The sequence below is a fragment of the Limnohabitans sp. 103DPR2 genome (assembly GCF_001412575.1).
Classification (GTDB): domain Bacteria; phylum Pseudomonadota; class Gammaproteobacteria; order Burkholderiales; family Burkholderiaceae_C; genus Limnohabitans_A.
Map to the genome: position 1 here is coordinate 2,191,222 of NZ_CP011834.1, position 16,034 is coordinate 2,207,255.

14 protein-coding genes and 2 tRNA genes are annotated in these 16,034 nt (G+C 52.8%); 1 reads left to right on the top strand and 15 read right to left on the bottom strand.

Annotated elements, in window-relative coordinates; genetic code table 11:
- Nucleotides 1-3: 3 nt before the first annotated feature.
- The 4 genes from rlmD to surE all read right to left on the bottom strand — a co-directional run bounded on the left by rlmD (nt 4) and on the right by surE (nt 3,854).
- Nucleotides 4-1,443 (bottom strand): 23S rRNA (uracil(1939)-C(5))-methyltransferase RlmD, encoded by a 1,440-nt coding sequence (rlmD, locus tag L103DPR2_RS10545; RefSeq protein ID WP_082466790.1) that lies wholly within the window; start codon nt 1,441-1,443, stop codon nt 4-6.
- Nucleotides 1,440-2,300, bottom strand: coding sequence for a peptidoglycan DD-metalloendopeptidase family protein (locus L103DPR2_RS10550; RefSeq protein WP_082466791.1), 861 nt, complete (start codon nt 2,298-2,300; stop codon nt 1,440-1,442). Before L103DPR2_RS10550 ends, rlmD begins: the two co-directional genes overlap by 4 nt.
- Nucleotides 2,301-2,310: 10 nt before the next feature.
- Nucleotides 2,311-2,973 carry a protein-L-isoaspartate(D-aspartate) O-methyltransferase gene (locus L103DPR2_RS10555; RefSeq protein WP_231717728.1) on the bottom strand — a complete coding sequence of 221 codons (663 nt, stop codon included), beginning with the start codon at nt 2,971-2,973 and terminating at the stop codon, nt 2,311-2,313.
- Nucleotides 2,974-3,089: 116 nt separating this feature from the next.
- Nucleotides 3,090-3,854: a 5'/3'-nucleotidase SurE gene (surE, locus tag L103DPR2_RS10560; protein WP_055361054.1), complete on the bottom strand. Its 765-nt coding sequence runs from the start codon at nt 3,852-3,854 to the stop codon at nt 3,090-3,092.
- Between the two features lie 101 nt (nt 3,855-3,955).
- Between surE and L103DPR2_RS10565 the strand changes: the two genes are divergently transcribed.
- Entirely contained in the window at nt 3,956-4,930 is a 975-nt protein-coding gene (locus L103DPR2_RS10565) for an NADPH:quinone oxidoreductase family protein (protein ID WP_055361055.1), read from the top strand.
- A gap of 20 nt (nt 4,931-4,950) precedes the next feature.
- Here the strand turns inward: L103DPR2_RS10565 and L103DPR2_RS10570 are convergent, their stop codons facing one another.
- From L103DPR2_RS10570 to uvrC, 11 genes are all read right to left on the bottom strand, one after another.
- On the bottom strand, nt 4,951-7,047 hold the full coding sequence (locus L103DPR2_RS10570) for a S9 family peptidase (protein WP_055361056.1): 2,097 nt from the start codon (nt 7,045-7,047) through the stop codon (nt 4,951-4,953).
- A gap of 28 nt (nt 7,048-7,075) precedes the next feature.
- Complete coding sequence (locus L103DPR2_RS14400; RefSeq protein ID WP_082466792.1) at nt 7,076-7,480, bottom strand: 4a-hydroxytetrahydrobiopterin dehydratase; 405 nt, start codon at nt 7,478-7,480, stop codon at nt 7,076-7,078.
- Nucleotides 7,392-8,468, bottom strand: a complete 1,077-nt coding sequence (locus L103DPR2_RS10580) for a Stealth CR1 domain-containing protein (RefSeq protein WP_055361058.1) — start codon at nt 8,466-8,468, stop codon at nt 7,392-7,394. The genes L103DPR2_RS14400 and L103DPR2_RS10580 overlap by 89 nt, the downstream gene beginning before the upstream one ends.
- Before the next feature lie 148 nt (nt 8,469-8,616).
- Nucleotides 8,617-8,692: transfer RNA gene (locus tag L103DPR2_RS10585), tRNA-His, on the bottom strand.
- 36 nt (nt 8,693-8,728) lie between these two features.
- On the bottom strand, nt 8,729-10,672 hold the full coding sequence (locus tag L103DPR2_RS10590) for a SurA N-terminal domain-containing protein (protein ID WP_055361059.1): 1,944 nt from the start codon (nt 10,670-10,672) through the stop codon (nt 8,729-8,731).
- 80 nt (nt 10,673-10,752) lie between these two features.
- Nucleotides 10,753-10,828 (bottom strand) — tRNA-Val (locus tag L103DPR2_RS10595).
- 13 nt (nt 10,829-10,841) lie between these two features.
- Complete coding sequence (locus tag L103DPR2_RS10600) at nt 10,842-11,114, bottom strand: HU family DNA-binding protein (protein ID WP_055361060.1); 273 nt, start codon at nt 11,112-11,114, stop codon at nt 10,842-10,844.
- A 274-nt stretch (nt 11,115-11,388) separates the two neighbouring features.
- A complete protein-coding gene (locus L103DPR2_RS10605; protein WP_055361061.1) occupies nt 11,389-12,474 on the bottom strand; it encodes a tartrate dehydrogenase in 1,086 nt (361 codons plus the stop codon).
- On the bottom strand, nt 12,471-13,394 hold the full coding sequence (locus L103DPR2_RS10610; RefSeq protein ID WP_055361062.1) for a DMT family transporter: 924 nt from the start codon (nt 13,392-13,394) through the stop codon (nt 12,471-12,473). The genes L103DPR2_RS10605 and L103DPR2_RS10610 overlap by 4 nt, the downstream gene beginning before the upstream one ends.
- A 26-nt stretch (nt 13,395-13,420) precedes the next feature.
- Complete coding sequence (gene pgsA, locus L103DPR2_RS10615; protein WP_055361063.1) at nt 13,421-13,987, bottom strand: CDP-diacylglycerol--glycerol-3-phosphate 3-phosphatidyltransferase; 567 nt, start codon at nt 13,985-13,987, stop codon at nt 13,421-13,423.
- A gap of 88 nt (nt 13,988-14,075) precedes the next feature.
- Nucleotides 14,076-16,022 (bottom strand): excinuclease ABC subunit UvrC, encoded by a 1,947-nt coding sequence (gene uvrC / locus L103DPR2_RS10620; RefSeq protein ID WP_055361064.1) that lies wholly within the window; start codon nt 16,020-16,022, stop codon nt 14,076-14,078.
- Between the last annotated feature and the right edge of the window lie 12 nt (nt 16,023-16,034).

Here is a 16,034-nt window from a genome sequence, read left to right on the forward strand (position 1 = left end):
TTTTCAATCAATTCGCTCAAATACCGCCATGCTTTCCACGTGGGCGGTGTGTGCAAACATGTTGATCACGCCGGCACTGAGGCAACGGTAGCCAGCTCTGTGGACCAACAGGCCCGCATCACGGGCCAAGGTGGCGGGGTTGCAGCTGACATACACAATGCGTTTTGGAAATTGCCATTGACCGCGCAATTCGGTGTTTTCGTGCAACTCAGCCAAAGACTTGGCCAAAGCAAAAGCACCCTCTCGGGGCGGATCGATCAGCCACTTGTCAGCAATGCCATCGGCCATCAGCATCTCGGGCGTCATTTCAAACAAATTGCGCGCAATGAATTGGGTTGGTGCCAACGGCTTGCCCGCACCTCGCATGCCTTGATTGCGCGCAAAATTGTCGCGTGAGCGCGCCACCAAGGTTTCTGATCCTTCGATGCCCACCACTTCTTTGGCCGTGGTGGCAATCGGCAATGTGAAATTACCCAAGCCACAAAACCAATCGATCACGCGTTCCTGAGCTTCAGGCTTGAGTAAACGCAAAGCGCGTGTCACCAAGACTCGGTTGATGTGAGGATTGACCTGCGTGAAATCGGTGGGCTTGAAAGGCATGTGAACGCCAAAATCGGGCAGGTCGTATGACAATTCAGGACCACCCTCGTCCATCAACTTCACGGTGTCCGGGCCTTTGATTTGCAACCACCATTGAACGTCATGTTGTTTTGCGAACGCACGCAAGCGTTCTTGATCGGCCTGTGTGAGTGGCTCGAGATGTCGCAGCACCAAGGCAGTGACCGTGTCGCCTTGGGCCAATTCAATTTGGGGCACAGTTTCACGCGCATCCATGCCAAAAATAAGTTCTCGCAAAGCCATCAGCATGGCGCTGATGTTGGGCGGTAAAACGCGGCAGGTTTTGATATCGGCCACATAGCGACTCTTGCGCTCGTGAAAGCCGATCAAAACTTCGCCTTTTTTGTGAACGTATCGGACCGACATGCGGGCACGGTATCGGTAACCCCAGCTGGGCCCTTCCATAGGACGCAGCAAATTTTCAGGTTTGACTTTGCCCAAGTGCCACAAGTTGTCTTCGAGGACACGTTGCTTGACCGCCACTTGCGCACTGGCTTCCAGGTGCTGCATTTTGCAACCACCGCATGCACCCGCATGCAATCCAAAATGCGGACAGCCAGGCTTCACACGTTGTGAAGATTCATGATGAACGGCAGTGACAACACCCGCCTCCCAATTGTTTTTCTTGCGATGAACATTGACAGACACTTGCTCAAACGGCAGTGCGCCTTCTACAAAAACAACTTTACCATCAGGGCGCCTGGCAATGCCTTGGGCCTCCATGTCGAGCGCATCAATGTGCAACCAACCTTCAGGCAAATCAGTGCGGCCAAAGACGATCTCTTGTGTTTGTTCTTCTCTCGAAGAATCGCTTTGTTTGCTCATGGACGTGAAGGCAAAAATTTAGAAGGGTCGACAGGTTTGCCTTGCTTGCGAATTTCAAAATGCAACTTCACACGATCGGCATCCGAACTTCCCATCTCTGCAATGCGTTGACCTTTGACCACGGCTTGATCTTCTTTAACCAGCAAACTTTGGTTGTGCGCGTAGGCTGTGAGGTAGGTGTTGTTGTGCTTCAAGATCACCAAGTTGCCATAACCTCTGAGGCCCGAACCCGCATACACCACCTTACCGTCGGCAGCTGCCAGCACGGGGTCGCCCGCCTTGCCTGCAAAGTCTAGACCCTTGTTTTTGGCTTCATCAAAGCCAGCCAAGATTTGACCCGAATGCGGCCATGCAAAAGTCAAACCATCCTCGGCATTGTTGGATGTTGAAGGCGCTTGGGGTGCAGGCTGGGGGCTTTGTTGGGGAGGTGCGGCAGCAGGCTTTGGGGCAGCAGCCACTTTGGTCTCTACAGGCAAAGGTGCCACACGAAGGACCTGGTCAACTTCAATCACGTTGGGGTTGTCTAGGCCATTCCATTTGGCAATGTCGCGCCAAGCTTGTCCATGGTCCAGGGCAATTTTGGTCAGGGTGTCACCTGGTCGAACGCTGTAGTAGCCTGGCTTGCCTGCATTCTCAGAACCGGGCAAGGATGCCCCCATCGAAATAGGCGTGCTGACAGCACCCGTGCTTGGATTGGCTTGAGGCGCAGGGGCTTTGGCAGTGCGCGAACTGCTTTGGCCAGCCACACGGTCTTCTACAGGAATAGGGCCACGCGGCTTTGAACTACAGCCCACCAACGTAGCCAATGCTGAAAAACAAACTACCGTCAAAACGTGACGGACACCTATCAATTTCATGCCAAATCCTTCAGGAGACACCCGATTTTAGAGGGACAAAGTGAACGGCTTCGAGCACGTTTTGCTTGAAGCCCTGGGGGGTCTTGTCGATCACCATCAAAGCTTGCTGACCACTGGCAGTCACAGTCGGCGCAACCAAACGGCCACCAACGGCCAATTGATCGAGCCAAGCTTGAGGCACAGACTCGCCTCCCGCTGCAGAAATGATCGCAGCATAGGGCGCACCTTTGGGATACCCCAGCATGCCGTCGCCAAACAACAGGTGCACATTGGCCAAACGAAAGTGCCTTAAATTGGCACGCGCTTTTTCGTGCAAACCTTTTAATCGCTCAATGCTATAGACCTCGGTGGCCACATGACTTAAGACTGCCGCTTGATAACCACAACCCGTGCCAATTTCCAGCACGCGACCCAACTTGCCATCGGCGCCTTCGCGCAACAGCTCGATCATGCGAGCCACCACATTGGGTTTGGAAATGGTTTGCCCCAAACCGATGGGCAAGCTCGTGTCTTCGTAGGCTTGCGCGACCAAGGCACTTTCGACAAACCGATGACGCTCAACCGTGCCCATGGCTTGCAAAACCATGGGGTCCTGCAGTCCTTGCGCTGCCAACTTTTGCACCATGCGCTGTCGCACAGCGCTAGAGTCCATGCCCAAGTTTTGAGACAGCATGGGCGCAGGCTTGATGTCAGATTGAAGTGCCGTTTTCACTGGCGCATTGGTTTTCAGCGAGCGAGGCGCAGGCGAGGCCTTCTCTAACTTAAGCGGAAACCCAGGTCGTTGCGCCATCAAGCACCCCAGACCTTTAACTTGGACAAGTTTTGCGACCACATGCCGACGTTCTCATGGTCCGTTAAATCGACCTTCAAAGGCGTGATGGTGACGTGACCATTTTTAGCAGCATGGAAATCGGTGCCCTCGCCATCGTCCATGGCTTCACCCGCATTGCCAATCCAGTACATGGTTTCGCCGCGCGGACTGAGCTGTGTAATGACGGGTTCGGCAGCATGCCGTCGGCCCAAACGGCACAGCTTGGCATTTTTCAAATGGGCCGAAGTGTTAGGGATGTTGACATTCAAGAGCCACGGTGACTTGCCAATCAACTGCGCTTCTTCAAATTGCGCCACCATGTTTTTGGCAAACTCGGCCGCTTGGTCTAAGTGAGCCCAACCCTTTTCAGTTTGTGAAAACGCCAGCGCAGGGATGCCAAACAAGTACCCTTCCATGGCTGCGCCTACGGTGCCAGAGTAAAGGGTGTCGTCGCCCATGTTGGCACCGTTGTTGATGCCAGAGACAACCAAGTCAGGGCGATAGCCCAACAAACCCGTCAATGCAATGTGCACACAGTCTGCAGGCGTTCCGTTGACATATCGAAAACCGTTTTCGCCTTGCCGAACATAAAGCGGGGAATGCAAGGTCAAAGCGTTGGACTTGGCGCTGTTGTTGTGCTCGGGCGCCACCACTTCAACATCGGCCACTTGTTTGAGGGCGTGGTAAAGCGCCACAATGCCGTCAGCACGGTATCCGTCGTCGTTGGAAATGAGAATTTTCATGGGGGTGTCCTAGCCCTCAATTGTAGGTCGCTACCGAGACATCCCGATGACGACCTGGGCCTTTATATTCAAGGAATTGTGTGTTTTTGAGGAGAATTTCTGTGCACGCTTGGCTTTGTGAAAATCCCGTCGGCGTTGAGGCTTTAACTTGGAAAGAGTTGCCCACGCCAAGTCCGCAGGCCGGTCAAGTCCTGATCCGCATTGAAGCGGCCAGTCTGAACTTTCCAGACCTCTTGATCGTTCAAAACAAGTACCAAATGAAACCCGACCTGCCCTTTGTGCCAGGGTCGGAATATGCCGGTGTGATTGAAGCCGTTGGCGAAGGCGTGACCCACCTCAAGGTCGGTCAATCCGTGGCCTGTTTGTCGGGCACCGGTGGCTTTGGCACCCACACCTTGGCTCCGGCCAAGTTGTGCATGCCCCTCCCTGCTGGTTTTCCCGCTGTCGACGCCGCAGCCTTCATTATGATTTACGCCACCTCGCACCACGCCCTGATCGACCGAGCCGCCCTCAAAGCGGGCGAAACAGTGTTGGTCTTGGGAGCTGCGGGCGGCGTGGGAACAGCGGCCATTCAAATTGCCAAGGCCGCAGGTGCGCGCGTCATTGCAGCTGCCTCAACCGATGAAAAATGTGCGCTTTGCAAATCCTTAGGCGCCGATGAAACCATTAACTACACCACACAAAACATGCGTGAGGTTTTGAAAACCCTCACGGAAGGCAAAGGCCCCGATGTCATTTACGACCCTGTGGGGGGTGACTTTGCAGAGCCGGCTTTCCGCTCCATTGCTTGGCGCGGTCGTTACTTGGTGGTGGGCTTTGCAGCCGGCCCCATCCCTGCCGTGCCCTTCAACTTGGCCTTGCTCAAAGGTGCCTCCATTGTGGGTGTGTTCTGGGGCGACTTTGCGCGCCGCGAACCCCAAGCCAATGCCGCCATGATGGCCGAATTGGCACAGTGGTATGCCCAAGGCAAAGTCAAACCCGCCATTGACCGCACCATGCCCATGAGCGACCTGAAGGCCGCTTATGCGCACATGGGCTCACGCGGTGTGATGGGCAAATTGGTGATGGTCAACTAAGGCCTCACCCTTCGAGCAGCTTAGCCCTGCTTTTTCTTTTGAAAAGCAGGGTCGTAGCGACGAAGCCAATTGAAGAACTCGTGGTACCACACCACGTTGTTGGCGGGCTTCAAAATCCAGTGGTTTTCGTCAGGGTACCAAAGCAGCCTTGCGTCCACACCTTTGGCTTTGAGCGTGTTGTAGTAGGCCAAGCCTTGCGCGTCGGGCACGCGGTAATCTTTGGCGCCATGGATCACCAAGGTGGGCGTTTTCATGGTGGCGGCAAACGCATGGGGACTTTGCGCATGAATCTTCTTCATGTTGTCCCAATAGGATGCGCCCAGCTCTTGCGGATGCCAACCGTAGGCATCGTCTGAGAACATGCCCACCCAGTCAAAACAACCTGCATGGCACACGTAGGCTTGGTAACGGCCAGGCTTCACATGTGCATTCATCCAGGCCACCATGTAGCCGCCGTAGCTGCCACCTGTGGCAAAGACCCGCTCTTTGGCAATCCAAGGTTTTTTGCGCAACCAATCGGTACACGCTTCCATGTCTTGCAACTCGAGTTGCCCCCACTTGTGCGTGATGGCATCCAAGAACTTGAAACCAAAACCCGATGAGCCGTGGTAGTTGACGTTGGCCACCACATAACCTTGCGCTGCAAACACATGGTAGTTCCAGCGCCAATGCCAAACATCGCCCGGTCCGGTGTGAGGACCGCCATGGATGGTATGCAGCAAGGGGTATTTTTTGTCCTTCTTGAAGCCAGGTGGAAAGTGCAGCCACACCTGAACATCGTCACCTTGGGCGCCCTTGAACCAGTGCTCTTCGGTATCACCCATGGCAACGCCATTCAAGAGATCGTCATTGAAAGACTCCATCCTGGCCGAGACTGGTGCTGCCGCATGGCCTGCCTCATCAACACCTTGAACATGAATGCGTCCAGGATGAATGGCCCTGTCGCACAAAGACACCAAACGACCCGCCGCCATGTCAAAGGCATGCACCGTGCCGCCTTCAACCACGCGACTGACCTTGTGGCTGGCCACATCGAATCGCCAAACATGCTGACGACCTTGGTCTTCTGCCTTGCACAGCAAGGCGCTGCCGTCGTTGGTCCACATCAACGGCGCTTGGGGTTCACGGTCCCACTTGTCGCTGAGAATATTCCAAGCCAGTGCACGCTGGCTTGCACCCGAACTTGTTGGCAACCTCATGCAAGCCAAGCGATTGGGTTGCGTGTTGCTGATTTTCTGGTGCGAGGCCAAGAAGGCCAATTGCAAACCATCTGCACTGTAAACAGGTGCAGAAAAATCCCAGGCGCGGTCATTCAACACACTTTGAATGCGTTGCGCTTTGTTGCCGCGCAATTCAATTTGCGCCAAGGCCATGCGAGGGGCTGGATTTTGACCGCGGTCTGGATCGTGCACGAAGGCAATGCTTTTGCCGTTGGGTGCAATGACAAAATCATTCGCACCTGTGTCGCGGCGCTGCAATTCAAAATCGCTGCCCTCCAACAAGTCGTGCACACTGCCTGTTGCAATGTCCAAAACACACAAATGCGGCACGCGGTTCATGGGCAGGTTGTGATCCCAATGTCTGTAAACCGCATCTTCCGTGGCGAAAGCAGTGTCTTTGACCGCCGACACTTCTTTGAGTTTGTCGGCTTGCGCTTTAAAACCTTTCAAGTGGGGCCAGACCCAGGTCACAAAGGCAATGCGTTGGCCATCTGGAAACCACTTGAAGTCATTGACCCCGGTGGGCACATGACCCGCACGGCGCGCCTCACCCCCGTCGGGTGGGATGAGGTAAAGCTGAGGCTCTTGGTCTTTTTGACCGTTCTGTTCACGTTTGGCCACAAAAGCGATCCAGTCCCCATTCGGAGAAAACTGCGGCCGCCCGTCTTTGTCGCCACATTGGGTCAACTGACGCGGCTTCCCACCCAATGTGGACAACAGCCAAATGGCGCTTTGAATGTTGTTTTCTTTGACGGAGGGTTGCGCCACCGCACAGACAGCTTGCGCACCATCAGGGCTGATGCTGGGTGCGCCAAGGCGCTTGAGTTGCCACATCAACTCCACGGTGAGTTGTGAGCGAGAGACCTTGGTCGTAGATGTCGATTGTGAAACAGCCATGTTCAAAAACTCCCCTTTTGTGAATCTGTTAAAAAACCTGCGCAACCAAATTGTCAATGGCCTGTGCAAGTTCAAAGTCTTTGGTGCTCAGGCCCTGCACATCGTGCGTCCACAACTTGATGCGAACGGTCGTATAGGCCGATACCATTTCTGGATGGTGATTGTGTTGTTCAGCCAACTCACTCACCTTGACCAACATCGCAATGGCTGTTTTGAAGTTTGCAAAGCGCCACTCCTTGGTGATGCAGGATTCCGATACAGCATGCTGCCATTGATGGAGGTTTTTCATGCACGCTTCAATTTGGTCAGGATCAAGTCGTTCGAGTGTCATGTGTGCCAATGCCTTATTCGTTGCTGAATTGGGTTTGCATTCTGTGCATGGCGCCATCCTTGAATTCAAGTTCGCAACGCGATGGCATGGGCAAGAGCGCATTCAAAGTTTCACGAACTGCCTTCAACCGCGGATCGCCGTCGTGCGCATCGTCTGTCGTGTCGTTGATGCAAAAGAAATGAAGTCGGCCAAACAGGCTTTGAAGTTGTTGGAGGGTCTGCGTTTGCAACACGTCGCCGGTTGCAATGTAGAGGTGCGAGTGGTCGATGGTTTTCGCAAAACCATGCGCCAGAGCCCAACGCAGCACGAAGTCTGAAACGATGGTGGGCTTGTTCCAAGTCCGAAACACGGTTGATCGCACTTGCTCAAATAATTCTGGCGCATCGCGCTCGATCTCCAAGAGCACGGACTTCAACATGGGCCTTGGAGAGTGCGAAAACGTTCTGGGTGTGTGCTGGTAATCAAAGTCTGGCGAACGGGCCATTGGCGCCTTGTTCGATGACGATTGATCAACTTTACTTTGAAGCCACTCTTTGGACAAGCGACTGGCATTTTCCAGAGAAGTTGATTCAAGCTGCAATTGGCTGCCTTCAACTTCAGGCTCGTCAGACCAAGAAACATAAAAGCCATCTTCGTAGAACCAATCGTCCAAACAAACCGGCGCACCGAAGAACACGTCATCGTTCAAATAGAAATAGCGCTCAGACAGGCCTGGAATGTGGTGAATGTAGGACTCAATGTTGCCAGAGTCGAAGGTGGGCAATGCGGAATGGGGAATGAGTTGATGGTGATCAACCAAAGTGATGTGATTGGAAGCCTGAAACCAATCGGGCACTTGCCCATCCGTCACGATGTAGATGTGACCGTGCTGCGGGAAAAATTTTTCAAGTGCGCGCAAACTGAAGCGCAATTCATCATTGTCGCGGTACCGGCCTTCAACATTGCCAAAGATGGCAACGCTGGCAGTGTCTACAGCGGCCAGATCACGCGCATGTTTCTCACGCTTTGCGCGCCATTCATCATCTTTGCCGTTGACCCACAGGTAAACGATGTCAATTGGGCTTTTGATTTGGTTTGACAATTGAATCAAGATGGAATGATGAAAATCGGAGTTTGCAATTAAACCTAAATTTCAAACGCACTGTTGCAAAGGGGGTTACTGAACACATGTTTTACATCGGTCGGCGTCGATACAAAGAAAAAGGCCTGCAAGAAAACTTGCAAGCCTTTTGAATCTTTGGGGTGGCTGATGGGGCTCGAACCCACGACAACAGGAATCACAATCCTGGACTCTACCAACTGAGCTACAGCCACCGTAGAAGCGGGATTATAGCCCAAAGAATTTCAAATTCAGGCGCCCTGCGCTTCCGATTTGGCTTTTTCAGGGCTTGGTTTGGTGACCAAAATCTCGGCCTTCAACATGGATTTGAGCTGTGCCAAATACGCTTGCGTTTCGGCCGAACCCCAAAGCTGTGTGAATTGTTGCTGGGCTTGCACCATCAAGTCCTTGTTCTCAGATTCTGGTGGCAAGACTTTGGTGACGCGAATGACTGCGTAACCCTGTGTGCCCAAATCAACCCCTTGCGCTACAGGAAGCTTGGAAGGATCGACCTTCAAAGCAGCGTCAACCACTTGGGGCAATTGTCTTTGCGTTTTTTCACGCGACAAGACAATGGCATTGGGCAGGCCATCTGTCCCTGTGTTGTTCTTTAATGCGGCCAAACGTTGTTCACCTTGCGCTTTGGCCAACGAAGCGGCCTTTTCTTGCGTCACATTGCGCTTGACGATGTCTTTGACTTCGGCAAAGGGCAACACTGCAGCAGGATGGTATTTGACAACACGCGCCGCCACCAAGGTGCTGGGTGCCACTTCAATGGCTTCTGTGTTGCGCTGCTTTTGCAAAGATGCTTCGCTGAACACAGCCTGCAACAAACCAGGATGGTTGATGGGGTTCTTGGTTTGCGAAGTTGCTGGCGCAGGGTTGCGGCCCACTTTAGAAGCCTGTTGAATGCTGAGCTTCAACTTCTCAGCAACAGGCTTCAAACTGTCTGATTGTTCATAAACCGTGTTGGAAAATGTTTCAGCCAGCTCAGCATATTTGCGCTGTGCTTGTTGCTTTTTCAAATCGGCTTCGAGCGAAGGACGCAATGACTCAAAACTGGGTGCTTTGGGCGCCTTGATGTCTGTCAATTGAATGATGTGATAACCAAATTCGGATTCGACCACATCGCTGATGTCTGCTTTTTTCATGCTGAATGCAGCATCTTCAAAGGCTTTGACCATGGCACCACGGCCAAAGAAATCGAGGTCACCACCCTTGACGGCAGAACCGGGGTCTTGCGAGTTTTTGCGCGCCAGCTCGGCAAAGCTGGCAGGCTTGGCCTTGACGGTTTTTAACAAAGCCTCTGCTTTTGCACGGGCCGCTTTTTTCTCCGCTTCAGGTGCGTCTTTGGCTGCAGTGATCAAAATGTGACTGGCACGACGTTCTTCTTTGCCTGACAAGCGCTGCAAGTTTTGTTCGTAATATGTTTTGAGATCTTGCTCATTGACCGTGACAAGTTGCTTCAAGCTGTCGGTGTCCAGCACCACATATTCAATGTCTGCAGTTTCTGCAGACTGAAATTGAGCTGTGTTTTTTTCGTAAAACGCCTGCAACTCTGCATCGGTGATGCTTACTTTGTTCAGAAAGTCTGCAGCTGGGAAATTCAAAATTTGAACTTCACGGCGCTGCATGAACGCATTCATGGCCGTTTGCGTTTGAGCTGGCGTGGCATAGGCTGAAGCTTGAACACCTTGAATCACTTGGCGGCTGGACAAATCTGCGCGCACTTGCAATTCGAACATTTCGGGGGTCATGCCTTGTGAAGCGGCCAATTGCTTGTAACGCTCCATGTCTAACTTGCCATCGGGTCCGCGAAGTGCGGCAATTGCAGGACTTTGCTGCAACTCACGGGCAAGGCGTGTGTCGCTGGCGACCAATTGCAGTTTTTGTGCAGCGGCGGCAATCACTTGCTCACGCACCAATCGCTCCAAGGTAGCGTATTTGGCCTCTGGCGTGTCAAACATTTTGACATCGATGTTGGGCATGGAAGCACGAATACGGTCAACCTCTCGCTTGTGCGCTGCATCCCACTCGGCTTGCACAATTTTGTTGCCATTGACTTTGGCCACCACGGCACCTTTGTCATTGAAGCGGCTGTAGCCCTCAATGCCAAACATCACAAAGGACGGGATGATGAGCAAGAACAACAAGCCCATCATGATCTTGGTGTTGTTACGGACAAAATCAAACATGTGAGAACTCTCAGTAAAGTTTCGCGGTCAAAGTCTTGAAAGACAAAAGGCGAACAATTTGTTCGCCTTTGCTTGAGGGGTGGTGGGTGATGACGGGCTCGAACCGCCGACCTACGCCTTGTAAGGGCGCCGCTCTACCAACTGAGCTAATCACCCCCTTGATCAAAGATTAATTCAAGGCGTCTTTCAAGGCCTTACCTGGACGGAATTTAGGCACCTTGGCAGATTTGATCTTGATGGCAGCGCCAGTACGTGGGTTGCGGCCAGTGCGAGCAGCACGCTTGGTGACGGCGAACGTACCGAAACCAACCAGGGCAACTGTGCCGCCCTTTTTCAATGTGGTGCGAACGGCGCCGATGGTGGCTTCCAATGCGCGGCCGGCAGCAGCTTTTGAAATGTCTGCTTGTTTAGCAATGTGCTCGATCAATTCTGTCTTGTTCATACAAAGAGCCTTAGAAAAAAATTTGAGCACTCAAATGAATGAGTGACTCATCATGTTAAAAATTTGTTTTTTGAAGATTCTGAAACTTCTTAGACAAAGCATTGTCTCCGCGATGCAATTTGTCAACTTCAATTTAGGCAGACAAACCGCGTCTGTCAAATGAATTTGTGTCTACAAACCGCAAAGCGAAACGAATTCTAGACGCAAACTCAATGGCAATGAGGGCTTGACTGAAAAATTTTTTTTAAATATATAAACTAGTTCCGAAAAGTTCTCACAATGCGGCCGCAATGGCTTTGCCAACGTCCTGCGTATTAGCACTTCCCCCAATATCCGCCGTCCGGGGTGCACCGCTATTGGGCGCCAAAACTTTTTCAATGGCAGCCAACACAGCATCGTGCGCGGGTTTGCAGCCTAAAAATTCCAGCATCATGGCGCCACACCAAATTTGGCCAATGGGGTTGGCAATGTTTTTGCCCGCAATGTCAGGGGCTGATCCATGCACAGGTTCAAACAAAGAAGGATGGGTGCGATCGGGATTCAAATTGGCACTGGGCGCAATGCCAATGGTGCCCGTGCAGGCCGGACCCAAATCACTCAAGATGTCGCCAAACAAATTACTGGCCACCACCACATCAAAAAAGTCGGGGCGTTGCACAAAGTGGGCCGTCAAAATGTCAATGTGGAACTTGTCGACATTGACGCCGGGATAGTTCTTGGCCATCTCAACCACACGCTCATCCCAATAAGGCATGGTGATGGCAATGCCGTTGGATTTGGTGGCACTGGTCAAATGCTTTTTAGGACGCGACTGCGCCAATTCAAAAGCAAACTTCAGCACCCGATCCACACCCACGCGTGACATGACTGTTTCTTGCATCACAATCTCGCGCTGCGTGCCAGGGAACATGCGGCCACCGATGCTGGAATACTCACCTTCTGTGTTTTCGCGCACGATGTACATGTCAATTTCACCGGGCTGACGAGGCGAGCCATCGCGGCGCACCACGGGGGCAATGATGCCGGGCATCAAACGCGCAGGACGCAAATTGATGTATTGATCAAACTCGCGGCGGAACAACAACAGCGAACCCCAGAGTGAGACATGGTCAGCGATTTTCTCTGGCCAACCCACAGCGCCAAAGTAGATGGCGTCGTGACCCCCTATTTGGTCTTTCCAGTTGTCGGGCAGCATTTGACCGTGCTTTTCAAAGTAATCCCAACTGGAAAAATCGAAGTGATCAAACTTCAAATCCAGATTGAACTTGCTGGCCGCTGCTTCCATCACGCGCAAGCCTTCGGGCATCACTTCTTTACCAATGCCATCACCGGCAATCACAGCAATTCGTTTTTGACTCATGTTCTTTCTCCTTCAGGAATTTTGGCAGGTCGAACCACCCAACTGACACCCCATGCCGTCAGCGCGATGCCCATCAATGTCACCACAGTGATCGGCTCATCAAACAATACCCAAGCCATCATGGCTGTGCAAGGGGGCACCAGGTACATCAAGCTGGAAACTGAGGCGGCTGCGCCTTTTTGAATCAACAAGTAAAGCAATGAGCTGCCGCCTAGCGTCAGACCCAAAACCGACCAAGCCATGGCGCCCATCAATTCTTGATTCCATTGCATGGGTTCAGTCTCCAACAAGGCCAGCGGCGTGGTCACCAGCATGGCGGCCATCAGTTGCACTGTATTGGCTGTTCGAACATCACAAGGTTTGACAAAACTTTTTTGATACAAGGTGCCCAAGGTGATGGCAAACAAGGCCATCACTGCAAAACTCAAGTTAACTGCCGTCACATGGTCCAAGGCGCTGCCCTGCGTGAGCTTTCGCCAGACCACCAACAGCAAGCCACAAAAACCCAACAACAAGCCCATCCACTGACGGCGGCTGACAGCGCTGTGTGCTGCGCCACCATGGGTTGACAACCAGATGGCTGTCAGTACGGGTTGCAAGCCAACAATCAAGGCCGAAAGACCCGACCCCATGCCTGCCTTCACAGCAGCCCAAACACCACCCAGATAGCCTGCATGCATCAAGACGCCTGTGACCGACAAATGCAGCCATTCGCGTTTGTCTTGCGGCCATTTCACGCGCGCCCATTGAATCCAAGCCAAAAAACAGGTGATTGAAAACAAGTACCTGAACCACAGAAAAGAGAATGGGGGGGAATTGGGCATGCCAAAGCGCGCCACAATGAAACCCGTGCTCCAAATGAGCACGAACACTGCTGGCATGTGCTTCACCCAGGAAGCTGTTGAATCATTTGAATTCATGAACGCTCATTCAGCCGCAATGAGGTTCATTTCACGCGAGCACGTATTTCAGGCAAAGCCTTTTGCATGTAGTAAATCATGGACCAGATGGTCAGGATGGCTGCGGCCCAAATGAGCACCGTTCCCCACAAGTGGGTATCGATGACACCGAACAGTTGACCGTTGTACAGCAAAAAGGGAATGGCGACCATTTGAACAGTGGTCTTGAGCTTGCCCACAAAATGCACGGCAACGCTTTTGCTGGCACCAATTTGGGCCATCCATTCACGCAAGGCGGAAATGGCAATTTCACGGCCAATGATGACCAGGGCCACCAACACGTGAGCACGGTGCAGATGAACCAACATCAACAAGGACGCACAGACCAAAAATTTGTCGGCCACCGGATCGAGGAACGCGCCAAAGGAAGACGTTTGATTGAGTTTGCGCGCCAAGTAGCCATCCAACCAGTCGGTGATGGCAAAAATCACAAACATGGTGGTGGCCAAGAAATTGCGCGATTCCAGCGGCAGGTCAGAATAAAACACTCCCACAATGAATGGAATCGCAACAATGCGTGTCCAGGTCATGAGCGTGGGAATGGTGAAAAACATGGCCCTTATTGTGGCATGCCTTGACGACTTTTCGCTGACACAGCCGTTCAAAGCACCCGAGAAAACGTCTACCGCCCGAGGGTTTTCGTCAATGCAAAGCCTGGTAAATGGTTTCAGCCAATTCTCGGGAAATGCCATCCACCGACATTAAATCTTCAACACTGGCATCTTCGACGCCTCGCACCCCACCAAAGCGCTGAAGAAGTTTGGCCCGTTTTTTAGGACCAATGCCGCCAATTTCTTCTAATCGGCCACCGCCCACCCGGACCTTTGCACGTTGGGCGCGCATACCCGTAATGGCAAATCGGTGTGCTTCGTCTCGCACTTGGGCCACCAGCATCAAAGCAGCGGAATCTTTGCCCAAATAAACCTTGTCGCGGCCATCTGCAAACACCAACTCTTCCAGGCCGACTTTTCGGCCTTCGCCTTTTTCCACGCCCACAATCAGTGACAGGTCGAGTCCCAAACTCTCAAAGACCTCGCGTGCCATCGACACTTGACCTTTACCGCCGTCAATCAAGACCACATCGGGCATGCGAATTTTGTTGTCCGCTTCGCCCGACTTCATCGCCTCAGCCACCTTGCCATAGCGGCGCATCAGCACCTGGCGCATCGCAGCGTAATCATCGCCCGGCGTGATGCCCTCGATTTTGTAACGACGGTATTCGCTGTTTTGCATCTTGTGATTTTGAAACACCACACAAGAGGCTTGGGTGGCTTCACCCGAGGTGTGGGAGATGTCGAAGCACTCCATTCGCAAGGCATCGATGTCATCGGGCGCCAAGTCCAAGGCTTCGACCAACGCACGCGTGCGCGCTTGTTGCGAGCCCTCTTCTGCCAACAATCTGGCCAGTTGAATCGCCGCATTTTTTTCGGCCATTTCCAGCCAAGCACGTCGCTGCTCCCGCGGGTTGTGAACCGCCGTCACTTTGATGCCCGTCTGGGATGAAATGGCCTCTATCACTTTGGCGTCAATTTTTTCGCTGGTGATGAGTGCGGGGGGTACAGGAATTTGAAGGTAATGCTGCGCAATGAACGCTTCCAGCACTTTGACTTCCAAGCTGGGCAAGGCGGCTGCCTCATCATCTTCGAGTGCAGTGCCGCCAATGGCATGTCCATCTTCAACATGCGATGGAAAATAGGGCCGATCGCCCAAATGCCGCCCCCCACGCACCATGGCCAAATTGACACAGGCACGTCCGCCCTGCACTTTGACGGCCAAGATGTCGACATCGGTGTCGGTCACTGTGTCCACTGATTGTTGATGCAACACACGCGACAACGCGGTCATCTGATTGCGCACCTCGGCTGCCAATTCAAATTCCAGTTTGTCGGAATGCGCCATCATGCGGGCTTCCATCGCCTTCAAAACCGATTGCGTTTCGCCGCGTAAAAAAGCCTCTGCATGCGCTACGTCATCGGCATATTGCTCAACGGAAATCACACCAACGCACGGGCCAGAGCAGCGTTTGATTTGATACAGCAAACAAGGTCGGGTGCGGTTGGCAAAGACAGTGTCTTCGCAGGTTCTTAGCCTGAAGACTTTTTGCAAGAGCTGGATGGTTTCTTTGACAGCCCAGGCACTGGGATAGGGTCCAAAGTAGCGGTGCTTTTTCTCAACCCCACCACGGTAATAGGCAATGCGTGAATAGGCGTCTGGCTTGACGCCCTCATCCGACTTGTTGCTGCGAACGCTGCCGGTTCCAGAAACTTTGAGGTAAGGGTAACTTTTGTCATCCCTGAACAAAATATTGAACTTGGGACTGAGCGTTTTGATCAGGTTGTTTTCAAGCAGCAAGGCCTCTGCTTCTGAACGCACCACGGTGGTTTGCATGCGCCGAATCTTGCTCACCATGTGACCAATGCGTGTGCCGCCGTGGTCTTTTTGGAAATAGCTGCTGACGCGCTTCTTCAAATTGCGTGCTTTGCCCACGTACAGCACTTGGTCTTCGGCATCGAAATAGCGATAGACCCCCGGCAAACTGGGGAGTGCAGCCACTTCGGCCAACAAAGATTCTGGGTGAACGCTCGACATGCTCGCTATTGT